The organism is Micromonospora sp. WMMD1155, from assembly GCF_029581275.1.
Lineage (GTDB): Bacteria > Actinomycetota > Actinomycetes > Mycobacteriales > Micromonosporaceae > Micromonospora.
Genome location: NZ_CP120742.1, coordinates 1,490,375 through 1,504,104 on the forward strand (window position 1 = coordinate 1,490,375; position 13,730 = coordinate 1,504,104).

The 13,730-nt window shown below is 70.9% G+C and carries 13 protein-coding genes and 1 tRNA gene; 6 read left to right on the forward strand and 8 right to left on the reverse strand.

Features of this window, described 5'->3' with window-relative positions:
- The first annotated feature begins 29 nt into the window (after positions 1-29).
- From O7617_RS06530 to O7617_RS06540, 3 genes are read left to right on the forward strand one after another with little or no spacing between them, the layout of a single operon-like run.
- On the forward strand, positions 30-545 hold the full coding sequence (locus O7617_RS06530; protein ID WP_282262190.1) for a MauE/DoxX family redox-associated membrane protein: 516 nt from the start codon (positions 30-32) through the stop codon (positions 543-545).
- On the forward strand, positions 538-1,254 hold the full coding sequence (locus O7617_RS06535) for a thioredoxin domain-containing protein (RefSeq protein ID WP_282262192.1): 717 nt from the start codon (positions 538-540) through the stop codon (positions 1,252-1,254). Before O7617_RS06530 ends, O7617_RS06535 begins: the two co-directional genes overlap by 8 nt.
- Positions 1,251-2,375, forward strand: coding sequence for a hypothetical protein (locus tag O7617_RS06540; RefSeq protein WP_282262193.1), 1,125 nt, complete (start codon positions 1,251-1,253; stop codon positions 2,373-2,375). Before O7617_RS06535 ends, O7617_RS06540 begins: the two co-directional genes overlap by 4 nt.
- On the opposite strand, the gene O7617_RS06545 is transcribed toward O7617_RS06540, so the two are convergent.
- The 4 genes from O7617_RS06545 to O7617_RS06560 are packed head-to-tail and all read right to left on the reverse strand — an operon-like array spanning position 2,359 to position 5,062.
- Positions 2,359-3,117, reverse strand: coding sequence for an ABC transporter ATP-binding protein (locus O7617_RS06545; RefSeq protein WP_282262194.1), 759 nt, complete (start codon positions 3,115-3,117; stop codon positions 2,359-2,361). The two genes, O7617_RS06540 and O7617_RS06545, sit on opposite strands and share 17 nt — an antisense overlap.
- Positions 3,114-3,884, reverse strand: a complete 771-nt coding sequence (gene cbiQ / locus O7617_RS06550) for a cobalt ECF transporter T component CbiQ (protein WP_282262195.1) — start codon at positions 3,882-3,884, stop codon at positions 3,114-3,116. The genes O7617_RS06545 and cbiQ overlap by 4 nt, the downstream gene beginning before the upstream one ends.
- An 18-nt stretch (positions 3,885-3,902) precedes the next feature.
- Positions 3,903-4,349, reverse strand: coding sequence for a PDGLE domain-containing protein (locus O7617_RS06555; protein WP_282262196.1), 447 nt, complete (start codon positions 4,347-4,349; stop codon positions 3,903-3,905).
- Entirely contained in the window at positions 4,346-5,062 is a 717-nt protein-coding gene (locus O7617_RS06560; RefSeq protein ID WP_282262197.1) for an energy-coupling factor ABC transporter permease, read from the reverse strand. The genes O7617_RS06555 and O7617_RS06560 overlap by 4 nt, the downstream gene beginning before the upstream one ends.
- Positions 5,063-5,246: 184 nt before the next feature.
- Here O7617_RS06560 and bcp point away from each other — a divergent pair, with 184 nt between their 5' ends.
- The 3 genes from bcp (at position 5,247) to O7617_RS06575 (ending at position 6,697) form a co-directional block, all read left to right on the forward strand.
- Entirely contained in the window at positions 5,247-5,723 is a 477-nt protein-coding gene (gene bcp / locus O7617_RS06565; protein WP_282262198.1) for a thioredoxin-dependent thiol peroxidase, read from the forward strand.
- Between the two features lie 268 nt (positions 5,724-5,991).
- A tRNA-Leu gene (locus O7617_RS06570) sits at positions 5,992-6,065 on the forward strand.
- A 104-nt stretch (positions 6,066-6,169) separates the two neighbouring features.
- Positions 6,170-6,697, forward strand: a complete 528-nt coding sequence (locus tag O7617_RS06575) for a GNAT family N-acetyltransferase (protein ID WP_282262199.1) — start codon at positions 6,170-6,172, stop codon at positions 6,695-6,697.
- A gap of 126 nt (positions 6,698-6,823) precedes the next feature.
- Here the strand turns inward: O7617_RS06575 and O7617_RS06580 are convergent, their stop codons facing one another.
- The 4 genes from O7617_RS06580 to O7617_RS06595 form a co-directional block, all read right to left on the reverse strand.
- Positions 6,824-7,261, reverse strand: a complete 438-nt coding sequence (locus tag O7617_RS06580) for a hypothetical protein (protein ID WP_282262200.1) — start codon at positions 7,259-7,261, stop codon at positions 6,824-6,826.
- Between the two features lie 62 nt (positions 7,262-7,323).
- Positions 7,324-11,412 carry a polymorphic toxin-type HINT domain-containing protein gene (locus O7617_RS06585; RefSeq protein WP_282262201.1) on the reverse strand — a complete coding sequence of 1,363 codons (4,089 nt, stop codon included), beginning with the start codon at positions 11,410-11,412 and terminating at the stop codon, positions 7,324-7,326.
- A gap of 407 nt (positions 11,413-11,819) precedes the next feature.
- The gene (locus O7617_RS06590; RefSeq protein WP_282262202.1) at positions 11,820-12,800 is read right to left on the reverse strand and encodes an expansin EXLX1 family cellulose-binding protein; all 981 of its coding nucleotides are present in this window, start codon (positions 12,798-12,800) and stop codon (positions 11,820-11,822) included.
- A gap of 110 nt (positions 12,801-12,910) precedes the next feature.
- Positions 12,911-13,729 carry an MOSC N-terminal beta barrel domain-containing protein gene (locus tag O7617_RS06595; protein WP_282262204.1) on the reverse strand — a complete coding sequence of 273 codons (819 nt, stop codon included), beginning with the start codon at positions 13,727-13,729 and terminating at the stop codon, positions 12,911-12,913.
- Position 13,730 lies beyond the last annotated feature (1 nt).

Genomic DNA, 13,730 nt, shown 5'->3' on the forward strand with positions numbered 1-13,730 from the left:
CGGAACTTCCGGCGGAGACGGAACGACAAATGAGCGTGACTGCACCTCCCGGCCGTTGGCCGGCGCTCCGGCCCTGGCTCGGCACGGCGGCCCGGCTCGGCCTCGCCGCCGTCTGGCTCGTCGCCGGCGCGTCGAAGGTCGGTGACCTGGCCGCCTCCGGGCGGGCGGTCAACGCGTACCAGGTGATGCCCTACGACGTGGCGACCGTGATCGGCGCGGCCCTGCCCTTCGTCGAGCTGGCGCTCGGCGTGCTGCTGCTGGTGGGGCTGGCCACCCGGCTCGTCGCCGGGGTGTCCGCCGCGCTGCTGGTGGTCTTCATCGCGGGGATCGCCTCGGCCTGGGCACGCGGGCTGGCCATCGACTGCGGATGCTTCGGCAGCGGCGGGCAGTTGGCCGAGGGACAGGCCCCCAGTTATCTCCCGGAGATCCTCCGGGACCTGGGATTCTTGGTATTGGCCGGATTTCTGCTGATCTGGCCACGTACGCCGGTGTCGGTGGACGGGTGGTTGGCCGGCGAGCCCGTTGTGGAGGACGAGGATGAGTAGTCGCAAGGGGCAGCGGGACGCCGCCCGGGTGGTCCGCGAACAGCTCGCCCGCGAGCGGCGGCGTCGGCGCACGATCTGGGTCTCCGCCGCCGCGGTCGTCGTCCTGGTCGTCGCCGGCGTCGCCGGTTGGGCCATCTGGTCCAGCCAGCGGTCGGACAGCTTCAACACCCCGCCCGGCGCGAACGCCGACGGCACCGGCATCGTCACCGGCGGCGGGCCGGTCACCGTCGACGTCTACGAGGACTTCCTCTGCCCGGCCTGCAACCAGTTCGAGCAGACCAGCGGCGAGACGCTCACCCAGCTGGCGGCCGACAACAAGGCGAAGGTGGTGTACCACCCGGTGGCGTACCTCAACCGCTTCTCCACCACCGAGTACTCCAGCCGCTCCTCGGCCGCCTCCGGCTGCGCGGCGGCCGGCGGCAAGTTCCGGGAGTACGCGTCCGCGCTCTTCGCCAAGCAGCCGCCGGAGGGCAGCGCCGGTCTGGACAACGACGAGCTGATCGACATCGGTGTCGGGGTGGGCCTCGACCGGGGTTCGTTCGCCGGCTGCGTCAAGGACGGCACGTACCGGACCTGGACCGAGCACGTCACCGACGAGGCCAGCCGGAGCAACGTCACCGGCACACCGACGATCCTGGTCAACGGCGAGCCGCTCGCCGACCGCAGCCCGCAGGGCCTCAGCGCCGCCGTGGCGGCGGCCGGCAAGTGATCCGTACCCTGCTGACCCGCGCCGCGGTCGTCGTCGCCGCGGCCGGCGCAGCCACGGTGCTCACGGCGGCGCCGGCCGCCGCGCACGGCGCGGACGCCCCGGACGGCACCGACTACCGGACCCGGACCACCGGGGTCGCGCCGGCGCGGCCCGGGCTGGAGGTACGCGTCGTCGAGGCGGGCGCCCGACTGGAACTGACCAACCGCACCGGCCGCGCCGTCGAGGTGATCGGTTACTCCGGTGAGCCGTACCTGCGGGTCGGCCCGGACGGTGTCTTCGAGAACCGCCGCTCCCCCGCCACCTACCTGAACCGCACCCTCGCCGGGGACACCGCGCTGCCGGCCGAGGCCGACCCGGCCGCACCGCCGTCCTGGCGGCGGGTCGCCGACGGGCCCACGGTGCGCTGGCACGACCAGCGGGCGCTGTGGCAGGAGTCCGGCCCTCCGGCGGCGGTACGCGCCGCACCCGACCGCGAACACCGGGTGCGGGACTGGACGGTCCCGCTGCGCGACGGCGCGGACCCCGTCGTGATCGGCGGCACGCTCGACTGGGTGCCGCCGCCCGACGCGTACACCTGGTGGACGGTGACCATCGTGGGGCTCCTCGCGGTGGGCGCGCTCGGTCTGGTCGCCGCCGCCTCGGCGGTCGGCGGGCGAGCGCTGTCCGCGGTGGGCGCGCTGCTGATCGTCGGCGGCGCGGTCGCGGTGGTGTATCCGGTGGGTCGGGAGTTGGACGCCGGCGCGCAGGGCGTGGGCGGTGTGCTGCTGGGGTTGCTGTCCGGGCAGATCTGGTCGCTGCTCACCGGGCTCGGCGCGATCGCCGCCGGGTGGTACGCGTCGGCCCGCCGCCCGGCCGCCGACTTCGCGGTGGCGTTGGCCGGGGCCTGCCTGGCGCTGTTCGCGGGCGCGGCGAACGCCGCCGTCTTCGCCCGGTCCATCGCGCCGGTGCCGTGGTCGCCCGGGATCGCCCGCGTCATGGTGGCGTCGGTGCTGATCACCGGCGGCGGAGCGACAGCCGCCGGAGTCCTGCGTTTGCACGCCGCCTCGCGGGCCGCCCGAGCGCCGCGCGTCGAGGACGCCGAGCAGGGAGCTACTGATCGGGGCGCTACGGCCGCGGGCTGAAGCCGTAGGGGAGTTCGAGGCGGTGGCGGGCCAGCAGGGCCGGGTCGGTCAGCAGATCCAGGGTGGGGGCGTCGGCGACGATCCGACCGCCGTCGAGGATCACCGAACGGTCGCACAGTTCCGCCGCGTACGGCAGGTCGTGCGTGACCATCAACAGCGTCACCGGCAGGTCGCGCAGGATCTCGGCCAGCTCACGGCGGGCCGCCGGGTCCAGGTTCGAGGACGGTTCGTCGAGCACCAGGATCTCCGGGTGCATGGCGAGCACGGTGGCCACCGCCACCCGGCGGCGCTGCCCGAAGGAGAGGTGCTGCGGCGAGCGGTCCCGGTGCTCGCTCATCCCCACCGCGGCGAGCGCCTCGTCCACCCGGGCGGTCAACTCCGCCCCGCGCAGGCCCAGGTTCGCCGGCCCGAACGCCACGTCCTCCGCCACCGTGGGCAGGAACAACTGGTCGTCCGGGTCCTGGAAGACGATGCCCACCCGCCGACGTACCTCGGCCAGGGTGGCCCGATCCGGCGTGACGGTCAGCCCGCCGACGCTCACGCTGCCCTCGGTCGGGGTGAGGATGCCGTTGAGGTGCAGCACCAACGTGGTCTTGCCGGCGCCGTTGGGCCCGAGCAGCGCCACCCGATCCCCGCGCGGCACGGTCAGGTCCACCCCGTGCAGGGCGACGTGCCCGTCCGGGTACGCGTACCGGACACCACGAACGTCCAGCGAGACAGCGGTCTGCACGACACCGATCATGACAGGACGACGGCGGTGGCGGCGATGGAGGCCGCCAGCACCGGCACGGTCGCCGCGAGCAACCACTGACCGACGCTCGCCGCGCCCTCGCCCTGCCACACGGCAGGCATCCGCCCGTTGTAGCCCCGGGACAGCATCGCCAGGTAGACCCGCTCGCCGCGCTCGAAGGCGCGCAGGAACAACGCCCCGATCCCGGCGGCGAAGCCGCGCAACTGCCACAGGAAGCGCGGGTCGTCACCCCGGGACATCCGGGCCACCCGCATCCGTCGCGCCTCGCCGACCAGCACGTCCAGGTAGCGCAGCATGAACGTGGCGATCTGGGTGAGCACCTGAGGGCAGTGCAGCCGGTCCAGTCCCACGATCAGGTTCCGGGTGGTGGTGGTCGCGGCGAGCAGCAGCGAGGCGAGCACACCCAGGGTGCCCTTGGCCAGGATGTTCCACGCCCCGTGCAGCCCGTCCTCGGACAGCCGCAGACCCAGCACCTCGACCCGGTCACCGCTGCCGAGGAACGGCAGCGCGACGGCGAACAGCACGAACGGCACCTCGATCAGCGCCCGGCTGAGCAACCACCGCGGCCCGACCCGGGCCAGCGCCGCCACCACGGCCACCAGCAGGGCGTACGCGCCGAAGGCCCAGAACGCCTCGCGCGGGGTGGCCACCACGGCGATGGTGAAGACCACCATCGCCGCGATCTTGACCTCGGGCGGGAGCCGGTGCACCGGCGAGTCGGACTCGCGGTACAGCACATGCCCGTGACCGGCACCCATCTCCGCGTACTCCTTCGTTCAGCTGGCCGCGTCGGCGCGGCGTCGGGTGTCGTCGTCGGCGGTCGTCGTGCCGTCCCCGTCGGTCGGGGTGCCGCCCTCGGACGTCGTCGCGGCGCCGTCGGTCGGGGTGCCGTCCCGGCGGCGCAGCAGCCAGAAGCCGCCGGCGCCGACCGCGAAGGTGACCAGCACGCCGAGGACCCCGGACAGACCGGTGGAGACGAAGCTGTTCTCGATGCCGCGCACGCCGTAGTCCGCGAGCGGGCTGTCCCCGAGCTCGTGGTCCTTCGCCTGCTGGGCCGGGCAGTTCCCGCCGACGATGTTGTCGTCGGCGTCGACGGTGCAGCCCTTGAGCAGTGAGGAGTCCAACCCGTCCGGGTGGGACGAGGCGTAGTTGCTGACCACACCGGCGAGCAGCAGGGCGACCAGCAGGCCGCCGGCCAGGAACGCCCAGGAACGGTTCTTCATCGGACACCTCCGGCGACCGGGACAGCGGGGGCGGTGGGCGTACGCAGGGAGCGCAGCGCGTACACCAGGTCGGGGCGCACCTTCGCGACGGTCAGCACGGTGGTCGCGGTGATCAGCCCCTCACCGATGCCGATGAGCAGGTGGGTGCCGGCCATCGTGCCGGCCAGGCCGGCGAGGTTGCCGCCCAGGTCGGTCGTGCCGCCCAGCCAGTACTGCAGGACGAAGCCCTGGGACGCGACGACCACACTGAGCATGGCCGCGACGAACGCGGTCACCGCCAGACCGGCCCGGGTGCGGGGCAGGACCCGCAGCAGCAGGGCGATCAGCAGGTACGCCGCGGCGGTGCCGAGGAGCGCCATGTTGGTGATGTTGAGGCCGAGCATCGCCACGCCGCCGTCGCCGAAGACCAGCGCCTGCACGACCAGCACCACCGACACGCAGAGCGCGCCGACCCAGGGGCCGACCAGCATGGCGGCGAGCGCGCCACCGAGTAGGTGCCCACTCACACCGGCGGTGAAGATCGGGAAGTTGAGCATCTGGACGGCGAAGATGAACGCCGCCACCAGGCCGGCCATCGGGGCCAGCCGGTCGTCCAGGTCACGCCGGCCGCGCAGAACGCAGGCGGTGAGCCCGGCCAGTGCGAGCGCAGCGAAGATCGCTGCGACGGGACCGTCGATGATCCCGTTCGAGATGTGCATCGCCAGTGTCTCCACGCGACCTCCCACGCGTCAGCGAGCCCGAGCGGGCCAGCGTGGGTCAGCCTATTTCTCAAGCCTCGTTGTTGCCATAGTCTGGCAACAACGCGAGGTGATGATCACCTTTACGGCAGGTGACGGACGTGCAGCTCAGGCCCCCTTGCGGCGACAGCACGTCGCACCTCGGCGGTAGGGTCGGGCCATGACCGCGCCCGACCGCCTCTCCCCCGGCGACCCCGCACCCGAGTTCACCCTCGCCACCGACACCGGCGACCAGCTCTCCCTCGCCGACCTGCGAGGCCGCAAGGTCGTCCTGTACGCATACCCGGCCGCGATGACCCCCGGCTGCACCAAGCAGGCCTGCGACTTCCGTGACTCCCTCGCCTCGCTCCAGGCCGCCGGCTACGAGGTGGTCGGCATCTCCCCGGACAAGCCGGAGAAGCTGGCGAAGTTCCGCGAGCGCGACGCGATCACCTTCCCGCTGGTGTCGGACCAGGACCGGTCGGTGCTGACCGCCTACGGCGCGTACGGCGAGAAGCAGATGTACGGCAAGACCGTCACCGGCGTGATCCGCTCGACGTTCGTGATCGACGCCGACGGCAAGATCGAGCGCGCTTTCTACAACGTCAAGGCCACCGGGCACGTCGCCAAGCTCCGCCGCGACCTCGGCCTGGACTAACCTGTCACACGGGGCCATCACGGTCTGGTGCTCATTCTGCAGGTCGACCACATCAATGGCGACTTCCTCGACAACCGACCATGCAACCTCCGGCTGCTCTGCCCAACTGTCACAGCCAGACCTCCACCTTCGCTGGTCAGCGGCGGCCTGCTCGCGTCGAACCGGATGTGGTCTACGATCCTGATGCGGTTACTCCGACCGGCTACCCGATAGGCAGGCGACTGCCTCGGCAGGAGTGGCCGTGGACGCTGGTGGAGTTCAGCTTCAAGGGGCCGTAGCCCAACGGCAGGAGGCATGCGGTTTAGGTCCGCACCAGTGCGGGTTCGAATCCCGTCGGCCCTACCTCAGTATTGGCCCGACACTTGTGGCGCGGCCGACAGTCGACAACTGTCGGCCGCGTCACTGTCGGGGGTCACGGACCTGGTCGTCGGGTCAGGATGGCGGGCGTGAGTGTGCGCTTCGTCCTCGACCCCGACCTGACCCCGCGGCTGCGCGCCGAGATCGTCGACCTCTGGGCGGACGTCAGCAACGCCGGCGGCGCGGTCGGTTTCGTGCCGCCGGTCACCGCGGCCGACGTGCACGTCCTCGCCGATCCGACCTTCGCCGGGATCGTCGACGGGCCGGACCGGCTGCTGGTGGGTTACTCCGGCGACCGGCTCGTGGCGATGCTGGTCTTCACTGACAACCGCTTCCCGTTGAAGGCGCACTGGTGTGTGTTGAAGCGGGTGATGGTCCACCCGGGCACCCAGGGCACCGGCTACGGCTCGGCGCTGATGGTGGAGGCGGCCCGGTTGGCCCGGGAGTTCGGCCACGAGGCGTTGCACGTCACGGTGCGCGACGGGCTGGGGTTGGACAAGTTCTACGACCGTCTCGGGTACCGGGAGATCGGCCGCCTGCCGGGCGCGTTGCGGGTGGCACCTGACGACGACCGGGACGAGATCCTGATGTGGTTGGACCTGACGGCGATCGACTGACGGGTCAGCCATACCGCGGACGGTCCGGGGACTGTGAGTGGAAAGGGGTTCCGCCGACGATTGGCGGAACCCCTTTCGATATCGGTCACGGCGTATCAGCCCTCGGGTCTCTGGCTGACAGAATCACTACGTGCCCTGCGTGAACTTCAGCGTCGGTCCGTAGTCGGCCGGATCATCGGTGAACGTGACGACGAAGGATCGGTCCGGGAACGATACGCGCAACGCTTCTCGCCACATCGTACCGATCCGCTCGGTCAGCTTGGACAGGCCAGCGTATTCGTCCTTCGACTTGGGCGAGAAGAAGTCCCACAAGTGGACGTGGTTCAGCACGGACTCAACCGACACGACATCACCCTTGAGATTCTCAAGCCACATGTCGACCCCCTTCTCCTCAAAGAGGAAGGCGAGGAAGACACCGCCTCGATACTCGACGAAGTGAGGCCAGAAGAGCTCTGCCAGAACGGCGGCATTCGGGACAGTCTCGTTAAGCAGAAGGAATGAACGAATGTCGAATTCACCATTCTCGTCCACCCACTGCGCCAGCTGCCGATAATCGCTCAACATCGTTCCACACCTCACCCGCCCAGCACCTGCCCCGTTGATGGATTCACCAGCCTAGGCCAGCTCTAGCATGCTCCGCTCGGCAGGTCACCCGGCCCGGCCGGTATCGCGTACTTGGACTGCTTCGGATACTTGCGGCCATCGGGTGTCTCGTTGTAACTCCACTCCTGGACATGAGGCGTGGGCACCTTCTGCCCATCGACACCGACATGGGCCTCACCGACGAGATCGACTCGTCGGAGGATCATCCCGTCCGGCCCATATACCGCATAGTTCGTGATCTGACCATTATTCATGCGATAAAGGATCCCGCCGGGAGGGCCACCCTTATCCATCGCCCCACCCACCGGGAACTTGCCATTCTCCCAGGGCGTGGCGTTGCTCAGGTCCATGCCGCCGCCGTCGTTGTGCACGAGCACCGACGCCTTGCCCGCAGCCACGTAGTAGCTGTGGTACTCGGCGACCGTCAAGTTGTAGACCTGAGCCCACTGCTCACGCTTGGAGATCGACTTGACCTGCGCCTGCCGCCCCTCGGGAGTACGGAGCAGATCTCCCGGAACCAGATCGTCCGCATCTTTCCAAGCCTGGCTACCGACGACCCAGAATGGATGCTTGTCGGTCGCAGTGATCTTGTTGGCGGGCCGAGCCCCACTGGCGGCAACCCCGATGTCGACCAATTGCTTCATGCCAACGCCACGGATGACGTCGGTGACCACCTTCCCGGTGGTCTGGCCATTCACGGGAGAGGTCGCCAGCACCGTCTCGCCCACCCGGAGCTGCTCGATCGGCCGCCGCGACCCGTCAGCCAACTGCACCAGCGTGCCCGCCGTGAAGCTGTTGCGCTTCTTGCACTTCGCCAAAGCCTCGACGACGACGACGAGCTTGCGAAGCTTGTCGGCGGAACGTTCGCCCTTCATGCCGAACCCGATCCACCCCGCGATGGGGAACATCGAGCCGATCGAGATAAACCCTCCGCTCCAGTCACCGCGGGCGAAAGATATCGCCGCATCGACGCCATCGCAGGGCTCACCGACGCCTGGCGCAAGACCACACGACATCAGGAGCATCTGGATCATGTCCAGCACGAGCTCCGGATTTTCCTCGACGAATTGGTGGATGTCGTCGAGCATTTGACAGCCAGGTGTGCCCGAGTTGGCGGGGGTGGCGCACTTGACCGGGTTGACCAACGCCCAGGCGAAGTCACCCTTGACGTAGACGCAGTCCTTGGAACTCCCCAGGGCCGGCAGGAGGCAGGACCAGGTCATGTGCTGGTCGGCCGCCGTTCCGACACCACCGGGGCCGCTACCCGGATCGGTGTTACGACGCGCGCTCTCTTCTGCCAGCAGCCGCCCGGCATAGATGTTGGCAGCCTCCTGGGCCGCCTTGTTGGCTTCGACCGCGTCCTTACCCGCCTCGACCGCCGATTGCCGCGCCTGCCGCGCCGCCTCCGAGGCTGCCGCCGAGTCGGCCGCAGCGCGCCGGGACGCGGCGGTGGCCGTGGCGGCCGACTGGGCCGCCTGGTCAGCGCTGGCCTGCGCCGAGTTCGCCGCGCTACGAGCGGTGGCTGCCGACTGGGCCGCCTGGTCGGCCGAAGACTTGGCGGCAGTCGCCGACTGAGCGGCGCTCGCCGCGTGGCTGGCCGCCTTCTGTGCGGCGGCCGCCGCCTGCTCGGCATACGTCTGCGCCTCGGCAGCCTTGCCGGCAGCTACCGCTGCGACTCGACGAGCCTCGGCGGCGTCAGCCAACGCAGTCTGCGCATACTGCTGCGCCTCGGTGATCAGCGCCTGCACGGCGGCGACGTGCGCGTTCTGCTCGTTGTCCCGCTGCGCCGCCTGGTAACGCGACGTGGTCAGGAAGTAGGAGATGTAGGACGCCGGGCCCGCCAACGCCACCTGCCCGGCGGCCTTGACCTGCGGCCCGCCGGCGTCCATCACCCGGTACACCTCAAGGCGCTCGTCCGCGCTGCGGGCCGGGTACTGCCCCTCCCGCAGGAACTTGTGCATGTCCGCGCCCGTGCCGGTCAGGGCCCGCTCTGCGGCTGCCTTCAGGGACGGGCCGGCAGTCTCCAGAATTCGGTAGATCGCCTGCCGGTCCGCGGTGAACTTGCCCCCGTAGTTACGGGTCCGTAGAAACTGCTGCACCGTTGCGTCATCACCGGTCAACGCGGTGCGTGCCGCGGTCTTCTCGTTACCGTCCGGCAGCGTGTCGATCAGATGCCACAGCCGTGCCCGGTCATCCTGACCCACTGCGAACCGACGCTTCTCGGTCAGCCATGACCGCAGCTCGAGTTCACCGCCGGACAGCGCCTCCCTGGCCGCTTCGCGAGTCCACTCGCCACCAGTGGTGACCAATGCGAGCGCGGCGCGGCGGCCCCTGTCGAGGACAACGGCGGTGGGAGCGTCCGAGGCGGTTGCTTCACTCAGCAACTGCCGGGTGGCCGGATCGATCCGGTCCTCCTCGGCGCTGTCCCAGAGCAACTTTCGGTTCCAGGCAACCACAGCACCCGCATCAGCGTTCGCGGCCTGCTCCCCGGCCAGTGCCGCCTGAGCTGCAAGCACACCCTGATCGGTCGCCTCGGCCAGCCGCGCGTCGTCCTCCTCGCGGGCCTGGCGCTCCAATGCCACGGCTGCGTTCGCGGCTTCCACCGCGGTGTTGGCCGCCTCGACGGCCGCCGCCGCGTGCTTCGCCGATTCGGCTGCTGCCACCGCAGCCACGCCCGCGGCGGCAGCAGCGGCTTCGGCCGCCGCGGCAGCGGCATCCGCGTGGTCCGCGGCCCGCTTCGCGAACGCGAACGCCTCATCCGAGGCCTTCGCCGCGGACAACGCGAACCCGTAGGCCCGGTCCGCCGCCCGTGCCGCCGCCGCGGCCAACCCCTGCGCCCGCGCCGCGGCATCCCGTGCCCGCTTGGCCTGCGCCTGGGACACTCCCGCCTGATTGCTGGCAGTGCCGGCGGCCGCAGCCGCGATGTCCGCGTTACCACTTGCGCTACTCGCCGCGACGGCCGCTGCCTTCGCCTGCGCCAACGCCCGATCCCGCTCAGCTTTGACGGCGTCCAACTCCCGCGCCTTCGCCGCTGCGGTACGAGCCGCCTGCGCCGCCTGCCGAGCCGCAGAGGCCTTACCCGCATCCGTCCGCGCATCTGCCGCCGCCCGCTGCGCCCGCGATGCCGCCTGCGCCGTCAGGGACGCCGCGGTCGTCGCCTTACGCGCCGCATCCGCCGCCACTCGCGCAGCGCGCATCGCCGCGTTCGACGCACTGACCGCATCCCGCGCCGCGTCCGCCGCGCCCTCCGCCGCGTCCGCTGCCCGCCCTGCCGCTGCCGACGCCTTCGCCGCCGCACCGCCTGCGGCCGCCGTCTCCGCGGCAGCGGTCTGCGCTGCCTTCTTGGCCTCCTCCGCAGCAGCCGCTGCCTTGTTCGATGCCTCCGTCGCCGCCAGTGCCTCGAGAGACGTCGTCTCACTCGCTGCCTTCGCCTGCTCCGTCAACCCGGAGATCGACGCCAATTCCTTGTCCCTAGCCCGCGCCACGAACTGACCCGACTCCAGGAACTCCCGCAACTCCGCCGCCGAGCCCGCCAACGCCTGAGACGCTGCCGTGTTCAACACCGGACCACTGTTGTTCGGGGCATTGGTGAGCATTCGCGTCGCCGCGAGCCGGTCATCAGCATGCTGCGCGGCGTCCCGGCCGCCAGCCAGGAACTGCGTCAACTCCTCCGGCGTCCCGGCCAACGCCTGCTGCGCCGCAGCCCGCATCGTCTGGCCGCCCGACTCGAACAGCCGGTACGCTCGCACCCGCTCATCCGCCGCCCAGGCGGACTTCCAACCGCTGTTGACGAACGTCCGCACCGCCTCCGGCGACCCGGCCAGCGCCTGCAACGCAGCCGCGCGCATCGCCGGACCGTCCATGCTCGCCAGCGCCTGCGCCGCTGCTCGGTCGTCCGCCTGTTGGGCGTTGGACCGCCCGGAGTTCACGAAGGCCCAGACGTCGTCGTCCGAGCCGAGCAATGCGGCCTCCGCAGCTCGTCGGACCGACGGCCCGCCCGAAGCCAACCAGGAGACTGTCCAGCCCCGATCCACCGGCTCGTAGGCAGCTTGGGCAGGCGTCCCCGGGTTCAGGAGCGCCGCGATCAGGACGACGACGACGATGGCCGCCACGCGCCGCACCCAGGCGGCGGCGAGGCGATGTGATCGGAAAATGGCAGCACGGAACGACTGTGCAGTCAAAGCAACCCCCGTGGAAGCAAGACAAGGCAGCTGAACCGTATAGATGGCTGGCACTGCTGACAAGGGGTGGCCGGACTGTCACCGAGCCATGGGCGTCTGCCGACCCGTCCCATCAGCCACCGACACGTTCGCGATCCACAGCGGACAGCGGCGTCTCCGGGTGAGCCCGACGGCCTGCCGGTGACTACTTTCCTCGAAGCCGCCGGGCTCTGGGTAGCGCGGATGAACACCAGCCGATGGCAGCATCACGGACGGGCACACAGAGCCGCCCGGCTGGGCGGGAGACGACCGGGACGAGATCCTGATGCGGCTCCACCTGACGGCGATCGACTGACCGGTCAGCCGCACCAGCGAGCGACGGCTCCCGCCGGTGGGGTGGAGATCCGGTCAGCCGGTGGCGCGGTCGCCACCTCGACCGGCCGGCGGGTCGGTGTCGGCGTGCCGGCGGGCCGGTTCCCGGGTGGGCGGGGCGTCACGGACGCCCGTGGGGTGGCCGCGACGGCGCTGCGCCCGTACATCCGGATCGTGCTGTTCTGGACCTGACCCGGTGCCATCCGGATGCCGCCGACGGTGGCCCGGTTTCCGTAGACGTCGCTGACGCGGATGCTGAACGGCCCCGGCCCGGCGCCGGAGGCGAGCAACCAGTAGTTGTAGTCCTGCCGGGCGGCCGACTTCCACGCCCCGCTGTCACCCTGCCGGACCTCGACGGACCGCAGCGGGTTGCCGTGGTTCCCGACGCGGACGGCGAACCACCACTGCGACGAGCCCTCCTTCATCCGGAAGGTGAGTGGTCCGGGCAGTGGCGGGTTGACCACCGCGCGGTAGGTGACCGGGACGAGGCCCTGGACCGGTTCGGCGATCCGGGTGAACGCCTCGCGGGACAGGTCGAGGTGGCCGGGCGCGCACTCCGGGCACTGATCCATGATCAGCACGCGGACGGTGCCCTTCGGGCCGGTCACGTCGAGGAATCCGCCGCAGGCGGCGCCGGCGGAGTATTCGGTCGGGCCGAGCGCGACGTAGAGCCGGTTGGCCGGGGCCGCCGGGTTCGAGCAGTTGCCGCCGGCGCCCTTCGAGTCGTAGAAGGTCGCCTTGCCGTTGTGGGTGGCGTTGCCGGTGGGCGGGGCGGCGGCGAGGGCCGGCCCGGCGGCGCAGGCCGGTGCGGCGCCGGACCGCATGGTCAGGGTCAGCCCGAGCGCCGCCGCGACGACTGTGACGCCGGCGGCGACCAGCCACGGCGTCGGGCGGGGCGACGACGCCTGCGGCTCCCGGGGAGCGTGGTCCAGGTCGATGTCGATGTCGACCGCGCTGACGTCCGTCACGTCGGCGATGCTGCCGGACCTGGACGCGGAGGGACAAGCCGGCTAAGCCAAAGCTAAGACAGCATCGACGGACGGTGATCGGATTGTTTCGATCGGGGGTGGTGGGCCGGTCAGGGCGTGACGACGACCTGGTCGCCCACTGTCACCCGCCCAGTGTCGATCGGCACCAGGTTGAGTCCGAAGAGGAGCTTCTGCTTGACGTTGCGGTGTCGCCCGAGGGTGCGCAGTGGCTCCTTGGTGCGTACCCCGGTCTCCTGGTCGGTCGTGGTGACCACGCACCTGTCGCACGGCCCGGCGGCCCGCAAGAGCAGGTCACCGATGCGCAGCGTCCGGCCCACCCATTCGTCCTCGGCCCAGGCCGACGCCCCGTCGACGACCAGGTTGGGCCGGAACCGGGTCATCGGCACCGGCTCCTGGGCCGCCTCGGCCAACCAGTCGTTCAGGGCGTCGAGGGAGGCGGTGTTCGCCAGCAGCAGCGGATAGGCGTCGGCGAAGGTGACCTGGTCACCGGTGTCGTGTTCGCGGGTTCCGGCGGCCAGGTGGCGGGTCGGCTGGGCCAGCCAGACCAGCCGGACCGGCCGGCCGAGCAGCACCCCGAGCCAGTCGTCGGCCGCCGGACCGGCCGACAGCGCCGGGACCGGGAAGGTGCGGCTGCGGAAGGTCCGCACCGGGACCGGTTCGCCGTCGGCCGGTTCGGGCACGTCGAGGTCGGGCTGCCCGTCGGCACGCAACGTCAGCCCGCCGGGACGCACGGTGGCGCGCAGGCCGACCAACCGGGTGGTGTCCCGCTGGGTGACGCCGACACCGTCGGCGTCCACGACCATCCACCGCCGGTCGCCGGCCAGGCCCCATTGATGCACGAACGCGCCGTCGTGGTCGAGCCGGTGACAACCCTTGACGGGGTACGTGTGGATCGAGGTCAGCCGCACC

What these genes read in the sequence shown, in the direction of transcription:
- O7617_RS06545 (WP_282262194.1), bottom strand. Translation starts at nt 3,117, where the DNA reads ATGATCGGTGTCGTGCAGACCGCTGTCTCGCTGGACGTTCGTGGTGTC.
- cbiQ (WP_282262195.1), bottom strand. Translation starts at nt 3,884, where the DNA reads ATGGGTGCCGGTCACGGGCATGTGCTGTACCGCGAGTCCGACTCGCCG.
- O7617_RS06535 (WP_282262192.1), top strand. Translation starts at nt 538, where the DNA reads ATGAGTAGTCGCAAGGGGCAGCGGGACGCCGCCCGGGTGGTCCGCGAA.
- bcp (WP_282262198.1), top strand. Translation starts at nt 5,247, where the DNA reads ATGACCGCGCCCGACCGCCTCTCCCCCGGCGACCCCGCACCCGAGTTC.
- O7617_RS06580 (WP_282262200.1), bottom strand. Translation starts at nt 7,261, where the DNA reads ATGTTGAGCGATTATCGGCAGCTGGCGCAGTGGGTGGACGAGAATGGT.
- O7617_RS06555 (WP_282262196.1), bottom strand. Translation starts at nt 4,349, where the DNA reads ATGAAGAACCGTTCCTGGGCGTTCCTGGCCGGCGGCCTGCTGGTCGCC.
- O7617_RS06530 (WP_282262190.1), top strand. Translation starts at nt 30, where the DNA reads ATGAGCGTGACTGCACCTCCCGGCCGTTGGCCGGCGCTCCGGCCCTGG.